Source organism: Marinococcus sp. LNHM5E3-2.1 (assembly GCF_056034365.1).
In genome coordinates, this window is sequence record NZ_JBQLIB010000011.1 from 1 (window position 1) to 24,911 (window position 24,911).

Here is a 24,911-nt window from a genome sequence, read left to right on the forward strand (position 1 = left end):
GGAGGCTTCTTTCTCCCTCAATGGCACAAACAAAGGCCTCCGAAATTCATTTTCGGAGGCCTTTGTCTACAATCTGAAACATTGTTATAAATGTTTTTTTACATTGATTATGATACCGCCCCTTCGGCACCACTAAAGGAAAAAGCGATACAGGATCCTCGATGACAGCTCAGTCCAGATCGTAAATATTTTTCATCATGCCTGTCGCGATGACTTCAGACGGCGTTCACTTGTCACTGGTCGCCTGAGAGCTCTTCAATGTTCTGGCCCAATGTTCATCGTCTCCGCGAGTGCCTGATAGTCCTTCAGGATCCACCCTTTCAAAAACGGCTGGCGGGGACTTCGGCGGCAGTTCCAGTGTTCGTATCATAATGAAAGTAAATGAATTTAATCTAACAATTTTAACAAGCGGCAATCCGAGCAGCTCGGATTGCCGCTTGTTATTTTATAAATTTCGATAAGATTAAAATGTCTCCTTAACTCTTGATTGCTAAATAACTATTCATACCAACTTGAAGTATTCCATTTTCTATACAATGGAATCTGCTTAATAATCGTGATTAGATATGATAGACTCCCAATGCCTGCAACAATGCTAATTAAACTGATATAATTTAAACTCATGGAAGCGCTGAGAACAGCAGAATCCAAGAAAAACTTTGCTATTAAGAAGCCTGGCACTATGCAAAGCATCACTATAACAGAAGCCTTTACAGATCTTTTTAAACAAAACAGTAAAAATGACAATGAAACTGGTACTATACATTTTTTATTTCCTAAAGCATATTGAAAAATGCTATAGCATAAAGTCATGCCAATAATCTTCAAAGCACTTATAATAACTTTATACCAATGTTCTTTAATAAATATAATGCTTTCCATACTAAACGTGTTTAGTATCAATAAACCGAAAACACTAACTCCTGCAATGAAACCGGTTAAGGTCAATGTCTGTTTCAAAATGATTCGAATAGCGTCGAACATACACTACAGCTCTCCTTAAATCAATAACAAAAGCAGTAAAGGGATAGTAAAAATGCTGCTGAGCGTTGTTATTAAAGTAACTGCCGATACATGATGAGGATCTGTTTGAAACTGCACAGCATACAAAGTGGTATTCGCTGCTGAAGGCGCAGCAGCCATAACTATCATAATATTGCTTGTCAAAGTACTTACTGGAAGTACCGCTACCAGCAGCCATGCCACAGCAGGAGAAATGATTAACCTGACTAACACCGCGCTTATCATTCTCGAAACGTTTATATGAACAAAAGATATATTTGCCAACTGCATACCTAAAAGCAGCATTATGACTGGTATCGCCGCGTCAGCTATCGAATTAATACTTCCCGTCATTTCCTTTGGCAGTGTCACAGAACTAATGTTAAACATAAAGCCTACAAGGGCTGCATATAAAAGAGGTAGCTTCAATACTTTCCAAATCACGCTCCGGCCTTCAGCCACTTCAATAGGAGATCCTTTCGCAGCAAAATAAACCCCCACCGAGCTCATTAATAACTGCTGCAGCACCATTAGCATTACGGCAATATTCAGAGCTTGATCTCCAAATATTGCCAACACTAAAGGGACTCCAAAATTGCCATTATTCATAAAAGCCGAAGATAAAATAAAACCGTAATGTTTTTCTTTATCTTTATTACAAAAATAAGAAAAAAAAGAACCGACGAAAACCAGTAATAAACATAAAGCACCGACAAAGACTGCATAATAAATAATTTCTTTATTAATGCCTTCCTGGTAAAATGTCCTGAATGCAAGAAATGGCACCAGCAAATAAATTGTGAACGTAGACAATGGCGCCAGTTCTATATTTAAAAAACGTTGAGCAGTAAAACCCACCATAAAAACTGCTATCACTGGCCAGACAATATTGAAAATGTCCATACTGTATCTTCTTTCTTAATTAGTAAATGACTGTTATTTAGTCCAGACGATAAGCTTCTCCTCTGTCATTTCTTCGATGGCATATTTCGGACCTTCTTTACCTGTGCCGCTATTTTTCACTCCGCCATAAGGCATATGGTCCACTCTGTAGCCTGGCGTATCGTTGATAATTATCCCGCCCACTTCTATATCTTCCGCTGCCTGCAAAGCAAAACTCAAATCGTTCGTAAAAATACCTGCCTGCAGCCCATATTCAGAGTTATTCACTTTTTGTATAGATTCTTCTGCCTCTTCATAAGATTCTATGCATACTACGGGGCCGAATACTTCATCGTAAGATACCCGCATTTTCTCAGTAACATTTGTGAGCACAGTCGGATAAAAAACAGCCTCTTTCCGCCGGCCTCCAACTTGAACTTCTGCCCCTTCCTGTACTGCTTCTGATACCCAATCTTCTACACGTTGTGCCGCTTCTTTTGAAATCATCGGGCCAACATCAGTAGTTTCTTTTCCCGGGTCGCCGACTTGTATACTATCAGTTGCTGCCTTCAAATGTTGGACAAATTCATCATGAATAGAGTGGTGTACAAAAACTCTTTGAACAGAAATACAAACTTGCCCTGCATTATTAAAACTTTTCTGAGCTATAGCTTTAGCAGCGGCTTGAATATCTGTATCATGGTGAACAATGGAAGCTGAGTTATTCCCAAGCTCTAATGCGACTTTTCTAAGCCCTGCATTTTGTTTAATATACTTTCCTACACTTGCACTGCCTGTGAATGTAAACATATTAATTTTATTATTTTCTAAAAGCCAGTTTCCAATTTCCGCTCCATTTCCGGTCAACACCTGAAGCCTGCCGCTTGGCAACCCAGATTCTTTAAGTATTTCAGCTAACTTCAAAGCAACCAGTGGAGCAGCATCTGAAGGCTTCAATACAACGCAGTTTCCCGATGCTAATGCCGGTCCGATTTTATGGCAAACTAAATTCAATGGCACGTTAAATGGGGTTATCGCTGCTATTACGCCTACCGGCTTCCGAACAGTATAAGCCCGTCTGTTTTCAGATCCAGGGGCTGCTTCAATGGGTACCCCTTCTCCAGCTACACGCTTTCCTTCTTCCGCAGCGATCTCCAAAGTTAATGCCGAACGGGAGACCTCTCCCCGAGCTTCATTGATTGGTTTTCCTACTTCTTTTACCAGCAAATCAGCAAACGTTTCTTGCTCCTCTCTTAACCTCGCAGCCGCTTTTTGGAGTATTTTATATCTCTCATAAGGGCTAAGGGGGCTCGTAAAAGCTTCTAACGCGCCTTGGACAGCTTCTTCAACATCTTTTTTACCCGCGTAAGCTACTTGTGCTATTGGCTTCAAGCTGTATTTGTCTAAAATATTTAGTTTTTGCTCAGTATCCTTGATTTTATTATTAATAAAGAGCCCAAATTCTTTCTGCTGTTCAAAAGTTTGCATTAAAATACCTCCCAATTCATCGTAATGTTACTACCTTTTCATTTTCGAAAAATGCTTTCGCATAGTTTTGACTGCCGAATACACGGATTTTTTCTGCAACTTTCTTTTTTAATTTCTCTTTGCCTGCTTGGGTAGCGTTTGCTAATACGATGTCGTTACTGTTAGTTTTCCAATAATCCCGCATGCCATTGATAAATGCATGCCTAAGCTCTGTATCGACGTTTATTTTTGAAACTCCTAACTGAACGGATCTTTGTACTTGCTCATCCGGAACATCGGATCCACCATGAAGAACAATTGGCCGGGAAACTTCTTCAGCTATTTCTGTTAATCTTTCAAATCGAATATTAGGAGTTTGTTGATACATACCGTGAGCAGTACCTATAGATATAGCCAAATAATCTACATTTGTAGCTTCAGCAAACGTTTTGGCTTCTTCGACGGAAGTAATAAGCGCATCTTTTTCATCTACGGTGATATCATCTTCCGTTCCACCTATTTTGCCAATTTCCCCTTCAGACCCAATGCCTAATTCTTTTGCCATTAAGGCTATGTGGGCGGTTTTTTCAATGTTTTCTTCGACCGGCAGCGAGGAGCCATCAAACATTACGGACTGAAAACCCAACTGAATCGCTCGCGCTGTTTGTTTTAACTCCCGACTGTGATCCAAATGAATCGCAATTGGTATACTTGCTTCTTTGCCGTACCAGTCAATCAATGCTTTCATTGGTTCCAACCCTACAGTTTGGATAACTTTTTGGCCAACCTGAATCATAATCGGGGCCTGCATTTCTTCACCTGCTTCGATGATGGCCTGGATAGTTTCTACATTATGGGCACTAAAGGCTCCTACACCATAATTGTTTTTAAATGCATGTTCAAGCATGGTCTTCCCATCAATAAACGCCATTCTTTCGGCCTCCTTACCGTTCTAAATCAATATCGTAATGATACTGATCGCTTCGGTATCTAGTTTTTGTATATTCTATTGGTCGGTCATGTATGCCAAAACTAAGCCTGGTCATTTTTAATAATGCTTCACCTGCCCGAATACCGAGCAAGTCTGCCTCATCGATCGTAGCATTGATAGCTATAATACTTTCATTAGCTTTTTTTAGATAAATACTGTGCCTTTCCAGAATTTCATAGTATTTGGCTTGGTTTAAATCCTCATTCATCAACAATTCACCAAGATCTTTGGGCCAGCATGTACGCTCTAAAGCTACAGGAATATTATCTGCAAAGCGTATACGCTCAAGCAAAAGTATCTCTTCTTCAAACCCTACCTTCAACATGCTTTTTTCATGGTATAAATCATCACGAAATTCCGCTCGTATCAGTCGGGAAGTTGGAATTTGGCCTTTTTCAATGACTTCTTCTGCGAAGCCTTTAAGCCTCCCTAAACTGCCCACCAATTTTTGTGGCTTAACAATTGTGCCTTTACCCTGTCGTCTTTCTAAAAGGCCAGTCTGGACAAGAATAGAGATTGCCTGGCGGATCGTTGTCCGGCTAACATCGAATTCTTTCATTAATTCTTGTTCGGTTGGAATTAAGTTATTCTCCTGCCAAATATGGCGGTCTATTCTATCAACTAAGACATTTTTCACCTGTAAATAGAGAGCTTCTGGTTTACTTTGATCTATCGATGGATGAGGCATAAATATTGTCTTCCTTTCTTAAAGGAGGGGGATAAGAGAGGGCATCGCCGATTAATGGGCGAAGCCATTCATAATACAGCTTTCGGTCATTAATGAATTTTACTGGCAATACTCTTTCCCCTTCCTTTATCACGTTTTTAAATGAAGTAGTATTTATTTTAACATGATAAGGAAGATTACTAATGCGTTCTATGCAAACCATCTGACCACTGATATTTTCATTTATTAAATGAGCAGCTTTCACACCAATTTCTATTGCTTCTTGCTTATCTGATTCAGAAACGTACAGGGAAGAAGAGCGTTGGTTCATGCCCAACACCTCAGCTCTTGCACTAATTTTAAAATATTCCTCTAAGCTGGATTTAATTTGAGCAGAAACCCCTCCCAGTACGGCTCTGCCATTTTTTTGTTCGGCATTCAGGCTGTCTTTCCACAGCATGCCCTCACTCACTACGAGTAACGCCTGACCGTGGGACTTCAGTGAGGCTTCTACAAATTCAAATAATTGTTCATTCGCATTGGGTGTTTCGGGAAGTCCAACAAAGTGGGGCCCTTCTTCTTCATACTCTTTTAAAAAACCTGATGCTCCAGCAAGCCATCCTGAATTTCTTCCCATAGTTTCCAAAATCCTGACCTGCTCAAAATTTCTCATCGCTATTAAATCTCTGCTGGAATCTGCGACAGTTCGCGCCACGTATCTGGCAGCACTTCCAAAGCCAGGCGAATGGTCCGTGCCTCCCAGATCATTGTCTACAGTTTTAGGGATACCTAATACTTGAAGGGAAACTCCCATGTTAGCTAGTTCTTTTTCTATAAGATGCAGAGCATGTACAGTGCCATTTCCGCCGATCATTATGAGAGCATCAGCCCTAATATAATTCAATTGCCGGCACATCTTTTCTATTGCTTCCATACTGTTCTCAAAACGTCCCGAGCCAAGACAGGCTCCTGGAACATCTTTATACATCTGTATAAGCCCAAGTACATCCACATTTCCCTCTAAAAAATTGCCTTCAGCTAATCCTTCATAGCCATTGAACACAAAGGTTATATCATGATTTGGGGTTAAAGCCTCTGCCAAACTGGCTAAAGAAGCGTTTATAACAGCTGTAGGCCCTCCTGCCTGACCGATTACAATACGTTTTTTCATATGCACCTCCTCACCTTACTATTCTATATAAACAGTTGTTGGGATATTTAGTTTACGACCTAGCTCTACCAAATCTTCGGTTACATTCGCATAAACTAAACCGTAATGAGGTTCATAACCGGCCTCCATCAACTGCTGTACTGTTTCAGTTACTGGCGTACTTAACGCAACTTCTACACTTGTACCATTAAACCGCTGCGGTGTGTCTAATGCCTGCCCCTTCATAATTAAAAGCCGGAAACCCTCCATGGGCAAATAACTCACCCGAAATATTGTGACTTCCCCTGCCTTCAAACCAAACTCCATTGTCATGCCAGTTTTTCTATTCGGATGGATTCCTGCCTGAGCTCCTTGTTTTTCATTTGCCAGTGAGTAGGCTCCAGCGCCGCAATGCCAAAAAACTACGGAGTTGCTGGCTTCATTTACGTGAACCATGTCTCCAAGGTATGGCGAAGCTCCCAAAGATAGATGATTTAGTATATGCATTGATAAGGCTCCGTGAATATCCGTCTCACAGGCTGAAGAGATGCCGTCCTCGGTTAATTGGGAAAGCGTCGAACATGCTGCTGCTCCAAACTCTGTAAAAAACTCAGGAAGACATCGAATCGCCAATGCCGATAGATTTTCCTCCCGGATTTCCTGACGCATATGTGCGCAAAACTCGGAGAACTTTCGGGTGGTTTCTTCCGAACGCTGGAGACCAATTACTTGTGTTTCTGCCCTGTCCAACTCCTGCTGCTGCATGGAGGCAGTAGTTTGTTTCGCCTGTTCAAAAGCTTTTTCTAATTGCATGCTGTGTATTTGAACGCCAAACCGTTTCTGTAGGAGTTCTTCGTCTGTATCCGCAAAGAAAAAACCTGGGGGATGCTCTCCTACGACTCCAATTTTCGTGCTTTGAAGATTTTTAATCATTGACTGTACATTCAAACTTACTCGTAATTTGTTAAGAACCTGGCTTTCATCACTATTACCAAACACAAAGTCGTACGGATGATTAGCTGCACGCAAAACATGGGAGGTGCTGTTTCCTCCTGTTAAGGAATTCAGCCTGAGTCTTCCGCCTATTTCAGGCTCCCTGATGGACCAAACCATGACCGGAACGGGAAACCGATTAATAACTTCCCGAATGTACTCACCGTCAGTAAAAGTGAGGCTCTGATAAATAACATAATCTATACTTTCAGCCTCTAATGAGTTAATAAATTCACTCACTTCGTCAACAGAGCCTAAAACATCTTCTGGTTCATACAAATAAGCACTTACACTTTTGAGTACTTCGCTAGTCTGCGAACGCTGTTTTCTTGCCGTTTCCACATCAAAGGTCTTTTTAACTGCTGGAATATATAATACCTTCATGCCATTCATGTCATACCTCCGTCTTGTAAAGGTTATTATGTTTATTTAAACATAATAACCTTTAGTTATTCAACTTATTTTCGTTCAGCCGTCTGTTTAGATTGACTTAACAGTTCATCAATATTGATCACCGCGTTGTGTTTTATGGATTCTTCTGCAGCTACCCCTACTACAATGGACCAAAAACCCTCTGCTACTGTAGCGGTGTGTTTGTGATCACCTTTAATGTTGTCTACGAAATACTTATGCTCGTAGTACGTTCCCCCATGATGCCCGCTATTTTGAATAATTGCCGGGTACATAGGAGTCGAAACTTTGGAGGTTCCATTTTCTCCTGTTAAAATTTCAAAGTGAGTATTGGCTCTGTTGGATGGTAAAAAATCATCGTTTTCGTATGTCTTAATTCTTCCTTTATTACCACAAACAGTCATTTCTTCATAAAACATTGGAGCAAACATACACAAATTAAAGTTTCCTTTGATCCCGTTTTCATACTCGACTGTAACAAAGGCCTGATCGATAATATCAGAAGACTCTCCCTCGTATTCAAAATCTTGATAATTGACTGCTAAACTTCCACTTGCATAGACGGATACGGGTTTAGAATCTGCCACCACATTCATTAAGTCAAAATAATGACAGCATTTTTCCACTAAGGTACCACCTGAGAACTTAGAAAATTTATTCCATTGATCGACTTTGTCCAAAAACGGAACTCTATGTTCCATCAAGCTGATATTTTTCACTTCCCCTAAAGACTTTTTTTGCAATATTTCATATAAAGCTTCATCATAGATAGGCTTATGCCGATATTGAAGTCCGATTTGAAAAACACTCTTATAGTCTTTAACTAATTCTTGAATTGCTAAAACGTCTGGTATAATGGTAGCCATCGGTTTCTCTAAAAGAATATGTTTTCCCGATTGGACAGCCGTCTTCATAACTTCCAAATGAGTATAGTTTGGCGTGCATATAATTAGCCCATCTACCTTCGGATCAAAACAAGCTTCTTCCAGACTATTGTATAGGTGCAATGTATAATCAAATTCTTTTTCAAAAGCTTCCTTCGTCCATTCGGCACTCGATTGATCCAGGTCATAAACGCCATTAATAGCAGCCCTTCCTTCAAGCATTGTCACTCTAATATGCTCCATGCCTATCATACCAGCACCTATAACATTAAATTTGAATTCAGGCTCTGCTTTAGAAAACACATACTTATCTTCAGGCTTTAAATACTCAGAGTAAAAATTCTGTTGAAAATAATTGTTGTTAGCCATCATAATGCTCCTTTTATAATTTTGTCAGAGGTTTATCATTCGTTTTTTCCACTGCTTTATCATGCTGAATTTGAATTGCTTCTTCATATTTTTTGTTCCATGATTTCAATGAAACAATGTAGATGATAACGGTTACAACAAGAAGTATTAAAAACATTGGTAAAAACATAGATGACACGATCCCTTCTGTATAAGCAACGCCCCAGGGAGAAAACACTAAATAAGTGAAGGCAACTGCGCTAAGCAATACTGTGGTTACAGGCAGAGCGTATTTCCACGGGGTCATGTTAACTTTAGGATCAGCATGAAATTCAAAATCCCGCGGCAGAGGTTTGAGTTTTCCTGCACTTAACATTATGCCTACTTCAATCAAAAACAATATAAATGAGATGTAAATAAAGTTAATGTCAATATTGTAACCGAATAATTGATTGACGCCGTACAACAAGAAGTAATAGGTTACCACGTGAAAAATAATGGCAATTTTTGGACCTAACGGGGGCACACGTTTTGTTAAAATTCCAACCAGCACAATGGCGATAATAGGAATGTTAAAAAACCCGGTAAATTCTCTAATCAAATTCCATAAACCATCGGGCGCCCGAAGTAATAAAGGCGCGATGAAAAAAGTAACCATAGCCAAGAAAGTACCGAACCATTTGCTAATACGAATCATTTGTTTGTCCGTGGCATTTCTATTCATCCAAGCTTTGTATATATCGTAAGCGAACATCGTAGAAGCACTGTTTAATAAAGAGTTAAAACTTGAGAATACTGCTCCCAGCAAGACAGCCAGAAAAAACCCATTCAAAAAGGTAGGCATGACATTTGCAATCAATGTTGGGTAAGCTAAGTCAATTGGATTTAATTGATCTCCGTACAGATGGAATGCAATGATACCAGGAATCATCATCATTAACGGAACAAGCAACTTATAAAATCCCGTGAACAGAGCACCTTTTTGGCCTTCCGCAAGGCTCTTTGCCCCTAGTGTACGCTGAATTACATATTGATTCGTTCCCCAGTAAAATAGGTTCATAAAAATCATACCCGTGAAAATGGTTCCGACTGGTACAGCATCATCCGACGAGCCTATTGCATTTAGCTTCTCTGGATTTTCTAAAGTAACGGTACGCATGCCTTCAAGCATACTGCCATTACCAAGAGCAATAAACCCTAAAATCGGTATCAGCAATCCTACGATTATAAGCCCGATCCCGTTCAGCGTATCGGAGATTGCTACTGCGCGCAAACCGCCAAAGATAGCGTAGCAGGCACCAATAATCCCAATGGTCCACACTACCAGCCAAAGACCTTGTTCTAATGAAATCCCAAGTAATTCCGGAATCTCAAACAATTGAAGAACCGCCAGACCACCGGAGTACAAAACACTTGGTATTGTAACAAAAGCGTAACCAAGCATAAACAGCATAACTACGTATGTTTGAACGCCGCTGTCAAACCTTGAGCGCAAAAACTGCGGTAAAGTTGTAAATGCTCCGCCTAAGTATTTAGGTAATAAAAATAGCGCCAGAATGATCACCGCAAAGGCTGCCGTTACTTCCCATGCCATATTGGAAAGATTAGCACTGTAAGCCTGGCCATTCAATCCGATTAATTGTTCTGCGGAAAGGTTTGTCAATAGCAGGGAACCGGCTATGAAACCACCTGTAAGCCCACGGCCTGCCAGGAAATATCCATCTGAGTCGGATACTTGATTTCTGGTTTTTTTATAAGAAATCCAGGCAACTAAAGCCATGAAAAAAATACAACTGGTAATTGTTAAGAACATTTGTTTTCCTCCTTCTCCTTCTATTTATAATTTAATTTCAGATTTTCTCCCACTAGCCTTACCGGTACGTTTTGGTCTACGAATTTTTGATTTTCACGATGGGCGATAGCCCACTTGTTCTTTTTAAAGAGAAGTTCATCAGCCTTGCTTTCATCTCTTAGCTCCTCATTTGTACCTTTAGGCAAAATAATCATACTATTAAAACCACCTTCGGTTACTTTACACGGAGCTAAATGAAGAGTAGTAGAATAAATTTCAACAGCCTTAAATGCAGGGATGAACAACCCTACAGAATTTTCGGATAAAACTTGTTGATAAAGATCTACTTCATGCAAGGTTTGGATTAATAATACTAACGGAGTAGCAGTAACAATAATTTCAGAGGTTTTATGGAATTCAAAACCATTCAGATATTGATTATGACCTTTACATAAGCCTAGTTGTATTGGCAGCTGCCCAAAAAACTTATTTTCAACTTCCTGTTTAAATTTAGTGTTCTCCCAATCGCTAATAGAAGGAAGATAAGTTGTGCTGTTTTCCGGTATTTCATCTTCTAGAAAACCAGCAGGCAAGTCGTCTAGCGGAAAGTCTTTGAGCTCTTTACCATACTTATTAAATGCTCTGTCCTGTAATTGCATCAACTCTAATCCGGGATTCTTTTCTTTTAATTGTTCAATCATTTAGCGCCTCCTTAAAAGGTTACTATCTTTAATTATTGATCATTATCTTTGTTCTTATTATACATTTTTTAAAAGCGCTTTCAATATGTTTTTTGAATTTTTAAAAGTTAATTTTCACAAAAAAGAGAAAAACAGCAGTAAGCCGATTTTCTCAATCTTTAACTAAGAAACTATATATGCTAAAAATTAGACTGATTTTCAACAGCCGTTATTGTATAAAATCCCGCAGCAGGAAAGGAGCATCCGGTCACATGCATGCCCGTCCGTTCAACTGCCTCTTCCATCTGTTCCGGGGAAATGCGGGGCGCCTGATGCGCGTTGGATGGGTAATCTTCCAGTTCCACAATCGCCAGGCGTCCGCCCGGCACAAGTACTCGCTGCACTTCCTCGAACACCAGCGCAAGAGACGAAGCTTCATGCAGCACCAGGGAGGCCAGAACTACCTCAAAAGAAGCGTCGGGAAAAGGCAGCCTCTGCATCTCTCCCTCCGTGGTCCGTATGTTAGCAAGAGAGCTCTCAGTTGCTCTTTGTTTAATAATGTCGAGCATCTCCGGGTCACGATCGAATGCATAGACATCTCCCTTTGTTTTTTCCGCCGCAGGGAGCGTTAAATACCCTGTGCCGGCTCCTAAATCCAGTATGCGGGCGGAGGATTCAGGAGCTAGGTTCTCAAGTACTTTTTCGGGAGGCAGTGCCTCCTGCCGCTCCTTTCCGTCCAAATAGTCTTTTTTTCCAGATGATGAATGGTGGTGAAAATGCGTCATTATTATGCCTCTTTTCGTATTATTTAATAAAGATATTAAAGAGTTTTTTTATCTTTAATTAAACCGAACATAGCACCAGTACCACTGTTTGTCTATCCTCATGCTTAAATGAGAGGCTGCCCGGTTTCCCCCGGACCCTGCCACTTCATTTGTCTCGCTGAAGGCACTGTACGTTTGTTTACCTGTTTTCATCTCTGCTTTCTGTTACAGCGGACGATTCTCGCAGAAATCTTTCAAACAGCGAGAGGTTCGACATAATAGTAACAATCCATTCATTTGCCTGAAACTCTTTTACACCTTCGTACAATTCCTCTTCATTACTGCATTCTACGATCGTGTATCCTTTCTGCTTCCATCCGTCTATGTTCATGTCCTCACGCCGGCCGGCAATTACTTCGCGTTCTTTTGAGCTGTAGCAGTATATAAACGAAGGAGCAGTCATTGTTTCAGCCTCTTTTCTATAAAATTTGGTCCGGCAGATAAAAAGCCAGCACTAAGAAGCCTTCTTAGTACTGGCTGCGAAGAAAAGCGTTCTTCTTTTCAACTACTGCCGATGTATTATATTGTATGCTGGCAATCGGACTGGTCGGTCTTTAATACATATGAATATAAAAAACCACAGAGAGGTATTGATCTCTGCAGCTTATCTGTCAGCGCTAATGTCTGAAGATTCCCGCCCATTCTGTCTTAAGAAGTATTTCTAATTATTCAAAGCTCGGGTCGCAGAAATACAGACACAGGCTTTTCAGGCTCTCGTTTATCGTATATGATCATTCGTATAAGCCAAAATATCGCTTCATCTGCATGCAGCGCATTGAATGGCGCTTTTGTCCATAATGCTGACCGCCTTGAGCTAAAATCCAGTTTCCATTTTTATACTAAAGCTATTTACTGATACCTTAATCATAACATAGTTTGTATAGCGCGCAAATTAAGCGTAAAAAAATGATAATATTAAGCACGTAACGGCAGAAAAAACACCGTTGGAAAAGGAGTGAAGGCTATGCAAACTATCGGGCTGCTCGGAGGCATGAGCTGGGAGTCCTCCGCCCTGTACTATCAGCTGGTTAATGAGGAGGTAAACCGCCGGCTCGGCCGCCTGCATTCGGCCCGGTGTCTCCTATACAGCGTCGACTTTGAAGAGATTGAACAAATGCAGAGCGTGGGGAACTGGAAAGCTGCCGGAGAACAACTTGGGAAAGCTGCCGAAGCTCTTGAACGGGGCGGCGCCGACTTTATCGTTCTCTGTACCAATACGATGCACAAAGTCATCGAAATAATCGAATCGTACATACATGTGCCGGTACTGCACATTGCTGAAGCAGCCGCTCGTGATATCCGGCGGCAGAACCTCACCCGCATTGGGCTGCTCGGCACCAGATATACGATGGAGGAAACGTTTTACACGGGCGGCCTTCAGGCAGCAGGGCTCGGGGTCACGGTCCCCGGTATCGATGCACGCACAGAAATCAACCGCATTATTTTTGACGAGCTCTGCCACGGTATCATCCGCCCAGCATCCAAAAGCTATATGCTCGAGGCGATGGCACATCTGCGGGAAAACGGGGCAGAGGGTATCGTTTTAGGCTGCACGGAGCTCGGCATGCTGATCACTTCGGAGGATACGGATCTGCCAGTGATCGATACGACCCGCGTCCACGCCCTCGAAGCGGTGAACAAGGCACTCGACAACTAAACGCTATGGAGGAATGATCATGGAATGGTTTCAGCATTACGGCGTAATGGGCGCAGTCTTTTTAACCGCTGCGCTTCTAGTTGTATTCAGCCGGCTGCTCGCCCGTAACCGACGGCGCCCAAAACTTGTCGTGACTATTTTTTGTGTGCTTCTTCTGCTGGCTGCTGCCGTTGCAGCTGCCTACGGCTGGTGGGAAGCTTCAAACCCCATCACGGCTCTCAGCTTCGTGTTTCTCGCTGCCATGGTATGGCTCGGTGCCGGCACTGGTATATGTCTCCTTGGCATCCAAAAAGCATTAAAAACTTCAAAGGGGTGAGTTTTCATGCAGCACTGGAGCTTAACAAAAGAAATCCACACCGCGTATGGAAATATCCGTTACGACGTGCAGGGGAGCGGCCCGCCGCTCGTGCTCGTCCACGGCACGCCGTGGTCGTCGTTCAACTGGCGCCACCTGATCCCTGCCCTCGAGCGCTCATACACCGTCTACTACTATGACCTGCTTGGATACGGACAGTCGGAAAAGCTTGACGGGCAGGACGTTTCGCTCGGCGTGCAGAACCAGATCCTGGACGAGCTGCTGAACACCTGGGGCCTTGATGACCCTATTATTATCGGCCATGACTTTGGCGGCACGACCGTGCTCCGTACTCATCTGTTAAACGAACGCCCGTTTCAAAAAATAATTCTGATCGACCCCGTCGCCGTGGCACCATGGGGCTCTTCGTTTTTTACCCACGTGGCGAGTCATATGGAAGCCTTTCAGGGCATTCCGGCCTTCATTCACGAAGCGATGACTGAAGCCTATGTGCAGGGCGCTGCCTATAAACCGATGCCGGCGGAAACGCTCGCGGGCATTAAAGCACCGTGGCTCGGTGCTGACGGCCAGCACGCCTTTTACCGGCAGATGGCGCAGGCTGACCAAAAATACACTGACGAGATTGAATTCCTATACGGTGATGTTTCTGCTCCTGCTTTGATTGTGTGGGGCGAAAACGATGCCTGGATTCCGGTGGACCGCGCCCATACGCTGCATGCTGCCATACCGGGCTCCCGCCTGGAACTCATTCCGGGCGCCGGTCATCTCGTGCAGGAGGACGTACCGGCGCACCTGCTCGCATGTATCACCGACTTTCTGCGCGAGGAATAAAAAGATCCAGCATACTCTCCCGTGAGAGCGTGCTGGATCCTTTGTTTACCACTCGGCAATCGTGCCGTCTTTATGCCTCCACACCGGATTTTTCCAGTTGTGGCTTTCCTTCGCGCGCTCGCGCACGTAGTCTTCGTTGATCGTGATGCCAAGACCCGGTCCCTGCGGCATTTTCACCGCGCCGTCCTCATAGGCAAACACGCTCTTGTCTTCAATGTAATCAAGCAGGTCGTTGCTCTGGTTGTAGTGAATGCCGAGGCTCTGCTCCTGAATGAACGCATTGTGGCTCGTCGCGTCCACCTGCAGGCAGGCCGCAAGCGCAATCGGGCCGAGCGGACAGTGCGGCGCAAGCGCCACGTCGTAGGCTTCTGCCATAGTAGCGATTTTTTTGCCTTCGGTGATTCCGCCGGCATGCGACAGATCGGGCTGGATAATATCGACCCATCCGTTCGCCAGGATATTTTTGAAATCCCAGCGCGAATACATGCGTTCGCCGGTCGCAATCGGAATGTGCGTATGCTGGCGCAGCTCCTGCAGGGCCTCCATGTTTTCGGTCAGTACCGGCTCTTCGATAAACATCGGATGGTACGGCTCAAGCTCCTTGGCGATCACCTTCGCCATCGGCCGGTGCACGCGCCCGTGGAAGTCTATGCCGATGCCGACGCCCGTGCCGACCGCTTCCCGCACAGCCGCCACCCGGGCAACCGCTTCTTCAACCTTATCGAATGTATCAATGTACTGCATTTCCTCCGTGCCGTTCATTTTAATCGCCCGGAAGCCGGAATCCACTGTTTCCTTCGCTGCTGCCCCGACGTCGCTCGGACGATCCCCGCCGATCCAGGAGTAGATGTTGATGTTGTCGCGGCAGGCGCCGCCCATCATGTCATAAATCGGGGCGTTATAAAATTTGCCTTTAATGTCCCAGAGTGCCTGGTCGATGCCGGCAAGCGCGCTCATATGAATCGGTCCCCCGCGGTAGAAGCCGGAGCGGTACAGCTTGTTCCAGTGGTCTTCGATCCGCATCGGGTCCTCCCCGATCATGTATTCCATCAGTTCATCAACGGCCGCTTTGACCGAAGCTGCCCTTCCTTCCACAATCGGCTCGCCCCAGCCTTCAAGGCCATCATCAGTCGTAATTTTTAGAAACAGCCACCGTGGCGGCACCTGAAATAGTTCGTAGGATCGGATTTTCATCGGGATTCCCCTTTCGTCTGTTCGATATTTGCCAGCTGCAGAGCTCCCTGCAGCGACGCTTTTTCAAGATCGTGCTTCGTAAAGACGTGGACCGGACGTTTCTGCTTCTGTTCGAGCACGTGCCGGTACGCCTCCTGCATCGCTCCGTGACCGCCGAGATATATCCAACCGGCACCGGCAGCGGCGCGTTCGAATGCTTTCATATCCTCGTACAATACCGCGCCGAGCAACAGGTTTGCCCGGGCGTTTTCGGTGTAATCAGCAAACAAATGGCGCAGACGCACGTAGTACGCCGCCCGCGTAAACCCTTCCGTTTCCGCGAGATCCCAGCCCTCCATCAGCACCTCCGGCTCGAGCGCTTCCACAAGCTTCGGTCCGACCGAATCGGATAAAATCGTGGAGGCCCGCAGTGCCGAGAGCGTTTCTCCGGCCAGGGTGGACGTGCAGCTGAGCAGACGTGAGCCGTCTTCGACGCAGATGTATTTGGTATGAGAGCCCGGCAGAATGATCAGGCCGCTGCCTTCGGCCGGCGTATGGCGCAGCATGCCGAATGCTTCAACCTCTTCGCCCCGCATCACATCCACCGGCTCTTCGCCGTTTTTCATACCGGTGATCCAGTGCCAGCGCCGCGCATAGTAGCGCTCGTGCACCGTACGCTCGGCGAGTTCCTCCATCGTAAGCGGCGACGGGGCATGGGGCACTTCGCGCATGCCGATGTTTGCCGTCAGCATGCCGTAGCCAATCACATCCCGGAACGTAAACTGGGCGGTCAGCGTGTCGAGCTCGTTATCAATCAGCCGCTCGAGCAGCGAAAAGTCCTGCTCCATCGCCTGGTTGCGCACGCCCTGATCGAGCGATATGCGCTTTTTAACCTCAAGCGTTTCGGTATCCACGACCCGGAGGCGGGTGTTGGTCGTGCCGCCGTCAATGACAATGACGTTCATCGGCTTCCGCCTCCTTCGCGGAGTAGCGCCCGTGCCTGTTCCATGTTACGGGTCAGCTGCTTCATCTCTCCGCGTTCAATAGCCTTCGGATCCACCACCTGGCTGCCAAGACCAACTGCGTGCCAGCCGTGCTGCAGGTACTCCTGCATGTTATCAAGCGACACACCGCCGACTGCCATCGCACGTACGTGCGGAAGCGGCCCGTGCACATCCTTCAAATAGGACGCACCGAACGCGCGTATTGGGAAAATCTTCACCATTTCCGCACCGGCTTCAGTTGCCTGCAGAATTTCGGTCGGCGTGAGCACTCCCGGAATGACCGGAACGCCGTAGCGGCTGCCCGTTTCAATCGTTTTGGCGTCCAGCGTCGGCGCAAGCAGAAATTCCGCCCCGGATAAAATCGCCGTGCGCGCGGATTCCGCATCGAGAACCGTGCCGGCGCCTATATGCAGATCGCTGTGGGTCGCTTTTGCCCATTCAATCGCCGCAAGCGCTCCCGGCGTATTCATCGTCACCTCGAGTACGCGGGCCCCGCCCGCATATAACGATTCAATTACCTGCTGCAGCTGCGTTTTATCACTGCTGCGGATGATCGGCACTATTTTCTCCTGTTCAATCGTCTGAATAATACTCATAGCCGTTCGGCCTCCTTTTGTTCCTTATTAAGGAACAATGTTCCGTATTATGATTAAAAAGAAATTTTCTTACGGAAATTACTGCTTTCAGTGTAGCAGAGCGCGCAGTAGATTGAAAGCGTTCTTTTTAATGGCCGAGCTCCCGTGATATGGCTGCCGCCGCCCGCTGCACCTGCTGTACGGTCGTTTCCCAATCGATTGTTTCTGCATTCATGTGCGGCATCGTTACACTCACCGCCGCTACTGCCCGGCGATGAAAATCAAAAATTGGAGCCGCCACACAGGTGACGCCAAGCTCGTGCTCCTCCCGGTCATAGGATATACCCTCTTCCGCGATTTGTTTCAGCTCGACCGTCATCGCTTCTTTAGACGTAATGGTGTGCGGCGTATGACGGACCATGTCCTGCTCGTCCACCAGCTTTTCCTGCACGTGCGGAGGCTGAAACGCAAGCAGCGCTTTGCCGACGCCGGTGCAGTAGAGCGGCGCTTTGCGCCCGACACGGGAAAACAGGCGCAGTCGCGCGTATGTTTCCACTTTATCAATATAGACGACCTGAGCGCCTTCAAGCTGCACGAGGTGTACGGTGCTCGCCGTCGCCTGGGCAAGATCGTGAAGGACCGCCGAAGCAGCTTTTCGCACGTCAATGGATTCCGCCACCCGTTCGCCCATTTCCATGAAGGCGAACCCAAGCGTATACACGTCGCGCCCGCGTCCCTGCTTCACGTAGCCCTTCTGCAGGAGTGACGCCAGCAGCCGGTGCACCGTGCTTTTAGCCACATCGAGGCGGTTCGCAAGCTCTGTCACGCCCAGCCCCTCCGGCGCTTCGGCCAATAGGTCGATGATCTGGAGCGCTCGGTCGACGGACTGGACTCCGTTTGTGTTCATGCAGCCTTCCCCCTTTCGGTACTGCAATCATCGTAGCACATTTTCCCAGTATGTTAGTATAAAACTACACGGTAAATGGAAAAGTAAGGAAGGAGAATTGTATGTATTCCCGCATGTTTGTGGATGAGCACTGGAATTTGATCTCGAGTATTCTTGGCAACTTTGCTGTGATGTTTGCGATGCTGATTGGTATTGACGGTCTTTCTGCCGGTAAGCCTCCAAGTATGGCAAGCAAGGTAAGTGTGGCAACAGTAATTGCTCTGCTTCTTTGTGTTAATACCGTACGGAAGTTTCAGAAGTTTCGGGAAGAGGAATGAAAAGCGCCTATCCTGGAGGATAGACGCAGTTGATTTATACATATTATTAGTTGTACACAATCCCGCCGTCGATCAGCACTGCCTGGCCGGTCATGTAATCTGAGTCCGGCGACGCGAGATAGGAAACGAAATTCGCTACGTCCTCCGGCGTCTGCGGGCGTCCCAGAGCTATTCCGGCGGTAAATTTCTCAAATGCATCGCCTGGTTTTTCGAGCCCCATTTCTTTGACCATCCGGGCATCGATGCGTTCCCACATGCTCGTTCCGACCACACCTGGGCAGTAAGCGTTAACGGTAATGTTGTCCGGCGCCAGTTCCTGCGCGGAGGCCTGCGTTAAACCTTTAACCGCAAACTTGGTGGCCGAGTAAATACCAAGCATTGGAAAGCCTTTATGGCCGGCAATACTGCACGCGTTAATAATTTTGCCGCCGCCCTGCTTTTTCATCTGCTCGGCCGCTGCCTGTATGCCGAAAATAACGCCGTTCACATTCACCGCGAAAATTTTCTCGATGTCTTCTTCTTCTACTTTTAATAGCGGAGCAACATGATCAATACCAGCATTATTTACGAACACATCGACGCTTCCGAAGTGATCGGCGGCTTTTTTCACAAGATCGTTAATGTCCTGCCTGTTAGTTACATTGGCTTCCACAGCCAAGGCTTCACTGCCACTATCTTTGATGGCCTGCACCGTTTCCTCCATTTTCTCTTTATCAATATCGCTGATCACAAGGTTGAATCCATCTTTCGCAAGACGCGTCGCAATGCCCTTTCCAATCCCCTGCCCCGATCCCGTTACAACTGCCGTTTTTCCCATTTAACCTCACCCTCCATGTAATAGATTCAAACTAATAACCCTTACCTTTTCGCTCCTTTCCATAAACCTTAATTATGACTAAAGAATCAAAACTTTTCTCATAAAATTAAAAAACGCCTCCCCGAAGGAAGACGCTTTTCATTCATCCTTTTTCGTTTACCAGCAGCCCGGCCTGGCGAAGGATCGAAGCGTTAAAATCAAGAAGCGATTCGGGCGGAATTTCCCGCACAACCTCTTCTGTCTCGCGGTCGATTACCTGCACATACACCCGGTCGGTGTCTTCGTGCACGTTGAACTTCAACCGTGTTAAATGCGGGTCGAGCATCGCACTCAACGTTTCGACTGATTTTTCCACTTCCTTCTTTGTCACGTGAAGCGCAGAATTGGTTTCTGCTGCCACCAATTCATTCGGCGTTACTTTTGAAGCATCCATAACGCCCGTCTCCCGCTTCGACGAAGCACCTTCACCTCCGGCTGATCGAATAGAAACATCCATCTCCCACCTACCTCCTCCTGGGATGATCCCTATCCCTTTACGTCGATCGACTGGCCTTTGCCCGAAACGACGCTCTGCATCGTCCCGGCCTGGTTGCCGCCAGCCATGTCATCGAGCAGTTCGGCGCTCTGCTTCGACGCCGTTTCCATCGACTGGCGCATGAGCGATATGTTCGCCTGCTGCTGCGCCTGCAGTTGACTGCTTATAATTGAAACACTGCCGACATCGATACCATCACCTCCTTTCCATAAAAGTATAAAAAAGGTCCCGGGGTACCGGAACCTCTGGATGTATGTTCTTGTGGTGTAAAAAGCGCCTCAGTTGTTTATAATATCGGCAGAAATCTATAGGAATACAGGGTTTCGATTTAAGATACTACGTAAGAATAAAAATCCTGTTCCACCTTTGTCCGCTCAATTGTTTTTATAAATGGATTATATTAAACTATTATCATTTTATCATCATTTCGATAATACCAATTTTTATTTCATGGAGAGCTTAAAATATTTTGTGTAAACGAGCGATCACCAAAAAAGGAAGTCCTTTTTTAGTAGAATGAAGTTACCGACCACATCCACAGAAAAGAGGACTTCCCTATGAATGATTTTACTACAGATTTGGCTCACGCTCTAGTCCAATATCAGGACGTGAATGAGATCTTTCGATCTCACCTGGAACACGCCGTCTATCCGAAGGCCCGGCATCAGACGTGCTGTGTGCATGTCTCCCTCACCCTTGCCCGTAAAGTCCGCGTGCAGGATCGTCCGGCGGTCTGTGCCGATTTTAAAACCGTCTACCGGGCCAACATCCGGGAGGAAGCTGCCGAGGCTCTTCAAGCGTTTATCGCTTCGTGGTCTTCGCGGTATCCATCGATTCGCCGGGTGCTCGACGAGCATCCCCCCCTTACTCACGTTTTATGATTCCCCCTCCGCCATCTGGCGGAGCCTGTACTCGACGAATCTGATCGAATCATTCAACAAGCAACTGAAAACGAACGTCAAACGCAAAGAACAATTTCCGAATGAAGCGTCCATCGAACGATTTTTGGTCAGCCGCTTTGACGCCTACAATCAAACATTTTCGACCCGCTGTCATCTGGAATTCGCCCAGGCTCAACATCAATTGGAAGATATGTTTCAGCGGCAGGATTAACTTCACGATTGGAAAAGGACAGCCGTTTACACAAAATTATTGACGGTCCCATTTCATGTCCTCTAAATAATTTTTATAGGAGATCTGTGTTGTAAGATAGGTTAATTATTTAAGTTCAATAGACACTTTCTATGTAAAGAAAGGGATTCTAGCATTAACACTAGAACCCCTCTCTGGTAAAAATAAGTTTTATTGTAGTAACTGAAGAACCGATTGTGGCTGTTGATTTGCCTGCGCAAGCATGGACTGCGAAGCCTGAGAAAGAATATTGTTTTTAGTCATGTTCATCATTTCTTTCGCCATATCAACGTCACGAATACGGGATTCAGCAGCGGTTAAGTTCTCTGCAGAAGTACCGAGGTTATTAATCGTATGCTCTAAACGATTTTGGTTAGCCCCTAGTTCAGAACGTTGCTTAGATACTTGACTTATTGCTTTCTCAATTACATCTATAGATTCTCTAGCATTTTCTGTGGTATCTACTTGAATATCATTAACTGTCCAACTTGCATTCGTAGTAGAGCCACCCTCTCCTAAAGCAGAAGCCGTCATATCTTCAATTTGAAGATTAAGCTTTTGTTCAGCAGAATTGTTAGAACCTATTTGGAGATCAATGCCTTGTTTGGCTACTGTTATTTCTTCTCCACTGGTACTACCAACATTTGCATTAAGTCCACTATTAACTTCTAACTTAATGCCAAAAGCATCAAAGTTTAAGTCGGATGTTTCGCCTGCTCCTGGATCCGGAACATCGCTCAGCGTTTGACTAACTCCGTCCGAATTAGTGATAGTAATATCTGTATTGCCACTATTATCGGCTACTGTTAAAGTATAAGTATCAGCTTTAACTCCCGTAGTTTCTACATTTGTTATACCATTAGCTACTGTTAGCCCAGCATCTAATGAAGTTTGATTACCTAAATTACCATTCAAAAGTTTTTGGCCATTAAACTCTGTTGCATCACCAATTCTTGTAATTTCACCTTTTAGTTGGTCTAATTCTTCTTTGATAGCAGTGGTATCCTCATCTACGTTAGTGCCGTTAGAAGCTTGCACTGTTAACTCACGCATTCTTTGTAAAATACTATGTGTTTCGTTTAATGCACCTTCAGCTGTTTGAATTAAAGAAATACCATCTTGAGAGTTTCTTTCAGCCTGCTCCAAACCGCGAATTTGCCCACGCATTTTTTCACTGATCGCGAGACCCGCTGCATCATCGCCAGCGCGATTGATACGAAGCCCGGAAGACAGTTTCTCCATCGAGTCGCTCATATTGTTCTGGTTTGTGCTCATTTGACGCTGAGCATTCATTGCACCTAAGTTGTGGTTAATAATCATTGTAAAATTCCTCCCTGAATGTGTAAGTACTTTCCACGTCCTTGTGGTAAGCCTATATCACAGAATTTGCTTTCACGCCCGTACGCTGCGTTTTGGCATTTCCTGCTTACACTCTTTATATCGGCTGTTCGGTTTATGTATTTAGTATTTTCTTTCATTCTCTTAAAAATATTCTTTTAGTTATATTATGCAAAAAGTACTAGTTATTTTCACATAGCCTTCGTATACTTATTTATGGAGAAGGGCAGTGTGGAATAAATTGAACAGAGGTGTTAGGTTGTGCAGAAGACAATGGTATTAGACGAGTATGAGATAAATGAAAACACGATGGCGATTGTGCCAAATTTTGAAGGAGAAGCGAAAAGTATTATATGGGAAAAAGACGGGGCCCGCATTCCGACTTCGTGTACGCCGACGGCTATTATTAAAAGAGGATGCCTGCGGGGAGGATCTTCTTTTGAAGGACGGAGCGAAGCGGTAAAGCATTACTTACACATCCGCAAGAAGCTCCCGGTGCCGGTGAATCCATCAGAAGGTATTTATGCGTTTCCGATTTCATCGCTGCGCGATCCGGAAAACATCTGGATTTTTTATAACCATGTGCAGCCCGGGCAGTTTATTACTTCAGATGATGGCACTTTAATTCAGTTTACCGACGGTGCGTCGCTTCCGACAAAAGCGAGTACTTTTATGATCCAGCAGCAGCTGTTCCGTACCGGCCACTGCCAGAGCATGTTTACCGCCTAAAAAGCAAAAAAACAGAGCAGGGAGTATTGGGGACTCCCGCTCTGTTGATGTTTGCTTGGTTAGAAAAGTATAATGTCTAAAAAGTTCAGCGACGTTGCTCTCTAGCTATGATGCCATAATTCTAAGAAGTAATTTCAAGGCTGCGTCAGCATGTTCGCTAATAATACTAAAAGTCATGCCGTGCTGAAATATAGAGCACGGCATTTTTTGGTGCGTGAATTCCGCTGCTTGAGCCCTCGGGTTATTTAACATAGACTCAAGCGGTAGATTCGCGCTGTCCAGCTCCGAGCGTTACCACCCGGGTCCATTCGCTGTTTCGGAGGCTTTCAAGAAGAAAGTCAGTTCGGCATTGTTACAGGATGTAACGAACTTAGTCGAACTTCAAATTCAACGTCTCAAGCCGACCGAAAGCCGCGAGCCGTCCCGGATGGTAAACAAACGCTCTCCGCTTTTCATGATGTCCAGCTACGCCACCCAGCCGTCCAGTCCATTGGCTGCACCCTGGCTTCACCGTCTGTCGACGCTTCCAGCCAGGTTTTCGCCAGCCGTCTGGAACGGCTGTTCAGGGTGGCTTCGCTTTTCGATCACGTAATAAACTCGACCCAGTTTTCTTCGATCGCACGCTTGATCGTGTGCGTGCGGTCGTTGGCCTGCATCTTTTTCGTCAGGTGGCTGACGTGGTTGTTCACGGTGGCTACTGCCAGAAAGCATTCCTCGGCAATTTTGCGATTGCTTTTGCCTTCTAGGATTTTTTCCAAAATCCGGATTTCTGCTTCGGACAGCGTGCCGCGTGCTTTATGCACGTCGAGTTCGAGCTGCTGTTCGGGTGGTTCTTCCTGCAGCTGGTTCATGCGGCGGTACCGTTCAACGACCTGCGGCTGAAATACCGGGTCGATGTACGTCTGAAACTGCGTGGCGCGCATAAAATGCTTGCGCCAGTCGCTTTCTTCGCGCTCGGCGGCGAGAAGCATCGTCACCTCCTGGCAGATGAATTCATCCACCAGGTGTCTGAGCCGCTCCGGCAGGTTCACACCAATCCTGCACGCGGACCCGACCCGTTTTGCTTCCTGCAGACGCACAAACGCATCCAAATCACTGCACGCTGTGTAATAAAGCGTGTCCTTCTGCAGACCGCGCTGCATGAGCGTGGTCCACTCTTCCCCATTCGTGCGCACAGCCAGCTTCCCCATTGATTCTGCTGCCTGTGGCAGTACTTCTGATCCCTGCAGGTCGATAAATAAAATCGGTACCCTGCTTCCCGGGATGTTGCGACTGTAAGTCCTGGCCATTATGTATTCCTCCTGAGACCTCACCGAAAGTGATGTTTTTTTTGTTGAACACACTTTCCCCAAGCATGCCCTCTGCGTTTTTGTCTGTTGATATCTCTCTGTAAACTGCAGCAGGACAACCAATCCCCTGAACTCGAACGACCGTATACAAATTCTACCTTTTTTTCACAGGTCCCGACAAGAAGCCCTATGACCCTAGGC

At 45.5% G+C, this 24,911-nt stretch carries 27 protein-coding genes and 1 pseudogene; 7 read left to right on the forward strand and 21 right to left on the reverse strand.

All coding sequences use genetic code 11. The features are described from left to right. Window positions 1-498: 498 nt before the first annotated feature. From ACTRXH_RS12105 to ACTRXH_RS12160, 12 genes are all read right to left on the reverse strand, one after another. On the reverse strand, window positions 499-984 hold the full coding sequence (locus ACTRXH_RS12105; RefSeq protein WP_474282284.1) for a hypothetical protein: 486 nt from the start codon (window positions 982-984) through the stop codon (window positions 499-501). A 15-nt stretch (window positions 985-999) separates the two neighbouring features. After that, a complete protein-coding gene (locus tag ACTRXH_RS12110) occupies window positions 1,000-1,905 on the reverse strand; it encodes an AEC family transporter (RefSeq protein ID WP_474282286.1) in 906 nt (301 codons plus the stop codon). 33 nt (window positions 1,906-1,938) lie between these two features. Then, window positions 1,939-3,372: an aldehyde dehydrogenase family protein gene (locus ACTRXH_RS12115; RefSeq protein ID WP_474282288.1), complete on the reverse strand. Its 1,434-nt coding sequence runs from the start codon at window positions 3,370-3,372 to the stop codon at window positions 1,939-1,941. Between the two features lie 16 nt (window positions 3,373-3,388). After that, a complete protein-coding gene (locus ACTRXH_RS12120; RefSeq protein ID WP_474282290.1) occupies window positions 3,389-4,282 on the reverse strand; it encodes a class II fructose-bisphosphate aldolase in 894 nt (297 codons plus the stop codon). 13 nt (window positions 4,283-4,295) lie between these two features. Beyond that, the gene (locus tag ACTRXH_RS12125; protein WP_474282292.1) at window positions 4,296-5,030 is read right to left on the reverse strand and encodes a GntR family transcriptional regulator; all 735 of its coding nucleotides are present in this window, start codon (window positions 5,028-5,030) and stop codon (window positions 4,296-4,298) included. Beyond that, window positions 5,002-6,180, reverse strand: coding sequence for a diphosphate--fructose-6-phosphate 1-phosphotransferase (locus tag ACTRXH_RS12130; protein WP_474282294.1), 1,179 nt, complete (start codon window positions 6,178-6,180; stop codon window positions 5,002-5,004). The genes ACTRXH_RS12125 and ACTRXH_RS12130 overlap by 29 nt, the downstream gene beginning before the upstream one ends. 18 nt (window positions 6,181-6,198) lie before the next feature. After that, window positions 6,199-7,545 (reverse strand): sulfoquinovose isomerase, encoded by a 1,347-nt coding sequence (gene sftI, locus ACTRXH_RS12135; protein WP_474282296.1) that lies wholly within the window; start codon window positions 7,543-7,545, stop codon window positions 6,199-6,201. 65 nt (window positions 7,546-7,610) lie between these two features. Then, on the reverse strand, window positions 7,611-8,816 hold the full coding sequence (locus ACTRXH_RS12140) for a Gfo/Idh/MocA family protein (protein ID WP_474282298.1): 1,206 nt from the start codon (window positions 8,814-8,816) through the stop codon (window positions 7,611-7,613). Between the two features lie 13 nt (window positions 8,817-8,829). Continuing rightward, a complete protein-coding gene (locus ACTRXH_RS12145; RefSeq protein ID WP_474282300.1) occupies window positions 8,830-10,608 on the reverse strand; it encodes a solute:sodium symporter family transporter in 1,779 nt (592 codons plus the stop codon). Window positions 10,609-10,628: 20 nt separating this feature from the next. Continuing rightward, window positions 10,629-11,288 (reverse strand): DUF4867 family protein, encoded by a 660-nt coding sequence (locus ACTRXH_RS12150; RefSeq protein ID WP_474282302.1) that lies wholly within the window; start codon window positions 11,286-11,288, stop codon window positions 10,629-10,631. Window positions 11,289-11,467: 179 nt separating this feature from the next. Continuing rightward, a complete protein-coding gene (locus tag ACTRXH_RS12155; protein ID WP_474282304.1) occupies window positions 11,468-12,052 on the reverse strand; it encodes a class I SAM-dependent methyltransferase in 585 nt (194 codons plus the stop codon). A gap of 178 nt (window positions 12,053-12,230) precedes the next feature. Continuing rightward, window positions 12,231-12,494, reverse strand: a complete 264-nt coding sequence (locus ACTRXH_RS12160) for a hypothetical protein (RefSeq protein WP_474263144.1) — start codon at window positions 12,492-12,494, stop codon at window positions 12,231-12,233. Between the two features lie 561 nt (window positions 12,495-13,055). On the opposite strand from ACTRXH_RS12160, the gene ACTRXH_RS12165 reads away from it, so the two are divergent. From ACTRXH_RS12165 to ACTRXH_RS12175, 3 genes are read left to right on the forward strand one after another with little or no spacing between them, the layout of a single operon-like run. Continuing rightward, window positions 13,056-13,748 (forward strand): aspartate/glutamate racemase family protein, encoded by a 693-nt coding sequence (locus tag ACTRXH_RS12165; RefSeq protein ID WP_474282306.1) that lies wholly within the window; start codon window positions 13,056-13,058, stop codon window positions 13,746-13,748. Window positions 13,749-13,767: 19 nt separating this feature from the next. Continuing rightward, window positions 13,768-14,064, forward strand: a complete 297-nt coding sequence (locus ACTRXH_RS12170) for a hypothetical protein (protein WP_474278308.1) — start codon at window positions 13,768-13,770, stop codon at window positions 14,062-14,064. Between the two features lie 6 nt (window positions 14,065-14,070). Next, window positions 14,071-14,895, forward strand: a complete 825-nt coding sequence (locus tag ACTRXH_RS12175) for an alpha/beta fold hydrolase (protein WP_474282308.1) — start codon at window positions 14,071-14,073, stop codon at window positions 14,893-14,895. A gap of 45 nt (window positions 14,896-14,940) precedes the next feature. Here the strand turns inward: ACTRXH_RS12175 and dgoD are convergent, their stop codons facing one another. The 4 genes from dgoD to ACTRXH_RS12195 form a co-directional block, all read right to left on the reverse strand. Continuing rightward, window positions 14,941-16,089 carry a galactonate dehydratase gene (gene dgoD, locus ACTRXH_RS12180; protein ID WP_474282310.1) on the reverse strand — a complete coding sequence of 383 codons (1,149 nt, stop codon included), beginning with the start codon at window positions 16,087-16,089 and terminating at the stop codon, window positions 14,941-14,943. Further along, the gene (locus ACTRXH_RS12185) at window positions 16,086-17,033 is read right to left on the reverse strand and encodes a 2-dehydro-3-deoxygalactonokinase (protein WP_474282312.1); all 948 of its coding nucleotides are present in this window, start codon (window positions 17,031-17,033) and stop codon (window positions 16,086-16,088) included. Before ACTRXH_RS12185 ends, dgoD begins: the two co-directional genes overlap by 4 nt. Next, on the reverse strand, window positions 17,030-17,668 hold the full coding sequence (locus ACTRXH_RS12190) for a bifunctional 4-hydroxy-2-oxoglutarate aldolase/2-dehydro-3-deoxy-phosphogluconate aldolase (RefSeq protein WP_474278300.1): 639 nt from the start codon (window positions 17,666-17,668) through the stop codon (window positions 17,030-17,032). The genes ACTRXH_RS12185 and ACTRXH_RS12190 overlap by 4 nt, the downstream gene beginning before the upstream one ends. A gap of 127 nt (window positions 17,669-17,795) precedes the next feature. Continuing rightward, a complete protein-coding gene (locus ACTRXH_RS12195; protein WP_474282314.1) occupies window positions 17,796-18,554 on the reverse strand; it encodes an IclR family transcriptional regulator in 759 nt (252 codons plus the stop codon). Between the two features lie 101 nt (window positions 18,555-18,655). On the opposite strand from ACTRXH_RS12195, the gene ACTRXH_RS12200 reads away from it, so the two are divergent. Then, window positions 18,656-18,871, forward strand: a complete 216-nt coding sequence (locus ACTRXH_RS12200; RefSeq protein ID WP_474282316.1) for a hypothetical protein — start codon at window positions 18,656-18,658, stop codon at window positions 18,869-18,871. 46 nt (window positions 18,872-18,917) lie between these two features. On the opposite strand, the gene ACTRXH_RS12205 is transcribed toward ACTRXH_RS12200, so the two are convergent. From ACTRXH_RS12205 to ACTRXH_RS12215, 3 genes are all read right to left on the reverse strand, one after another. Continuing rightward, a complete protein-coding gene (locus tag ACTRXH_RS12205; RefSeq protein WP_474282318.1) occupies window positions 18,918-19,688 on the reverse strand; it encodes an acetoin reductase in 771 nt (256 codons plus the stop codon). 142 nt (window positions 19,689-19,830) lie between these two features. Then, window positions 19,831-20,184: a flagellar protein FlaG gene (locus tag ACTRXH_RS12210; protein ID WP_474282320.1), complete on the reverse strand. Its 354-nt coding sequence runs from the start codon at window positions 20,182-20,184 to the stop codon at window positions 19,831-19,833. A 29-nt stretch (window positions 20,185-20,213) separates the two neighbouring features. Continuing rightward, window positions 20,214-20,474: a putative motility protein gene (locus ACTRXH_RS12215; RefSeq protein ID WP_474282418.1), complete on the reverse strand. Its 261-nt coding sequence runs from the start codon at window positions 20,472-20,474 to the stop codon at window positions 20,214-20,216. Between the two features lie 387 nt (window positions 20,475-20,861). Between ACTRXH_RS12215 and ACTRXH_RS12220 the strand changes: the two are divergent. Next, window positions 20,862-21,336, forward strand: a pseudogene (locus ACTRXH_RS12220) (transposase); the annotation flags it as partial. Between the two features lie 189 nt (window positions 21,337-21,525). On the opposite strand, the gene ACTRXH_RS12225 reads toward ACTRXH_RS12220, so the two are convergent. Continuing rightward, window positions 21,526-22,674: a flagellin N-terminal helical domain-containing protein gene (locus ACTRXH_RS12225; protein WP_474282322.1), complete on the reverse strand. Its 1,149-nt coding sequence runs from the start codon at window positions 22,672-22,674 to the stop codon at window positions 21,526-21,528. 279 nt (window positions 22,675-22,953) lie between these two features. On the opposite strand from ACTRXH_RS12225, the gene ACTRXH_RS12230 reads away from it, so the two are divergent. Beyond that, a complete protein-coding gene (locus ACTRXH_RS12230) occupies window positions 22,954-23,421 on the forward strand; it encodes a competence protein ComK (RefSeq protein ID WP_474282324.1) in 468 nt (155 codons plus the stop codon). Between the two features lie 349 nt (window positions 23,422-23,770). Next, window positions 23,771-24,013: a hypothetical protein gene (locus tag ACTRXH_RS12235; protein WP_474282326.1), complete on the forward strand. Its 243-nt coding sequence runs from the start codon at window positions 23,771-23,773 to the stop codon at window positions 24,011-24,013. On the opposite strand, the gene ACTRXH_RS12240 is transcribed toward ACTRXH_RS12235, so the two are convergent. Continuing rightward, window positions 24,006-24,710, reverse strand: coding sequence for a response regulator transcription factor (locus ACTRXH_RS12240; protein ID WP_474282328.1), 705 nt, complete (start codon window positions 24,708-24,710; stop codon window positions 24,006-24,008). The genes ACTRXH_RS12235 and ACTRXH_RS12240 overlap by 8 nt on opposite strands. Window positions 24,711-24,911: the final 201 nt, after the last annotated feature.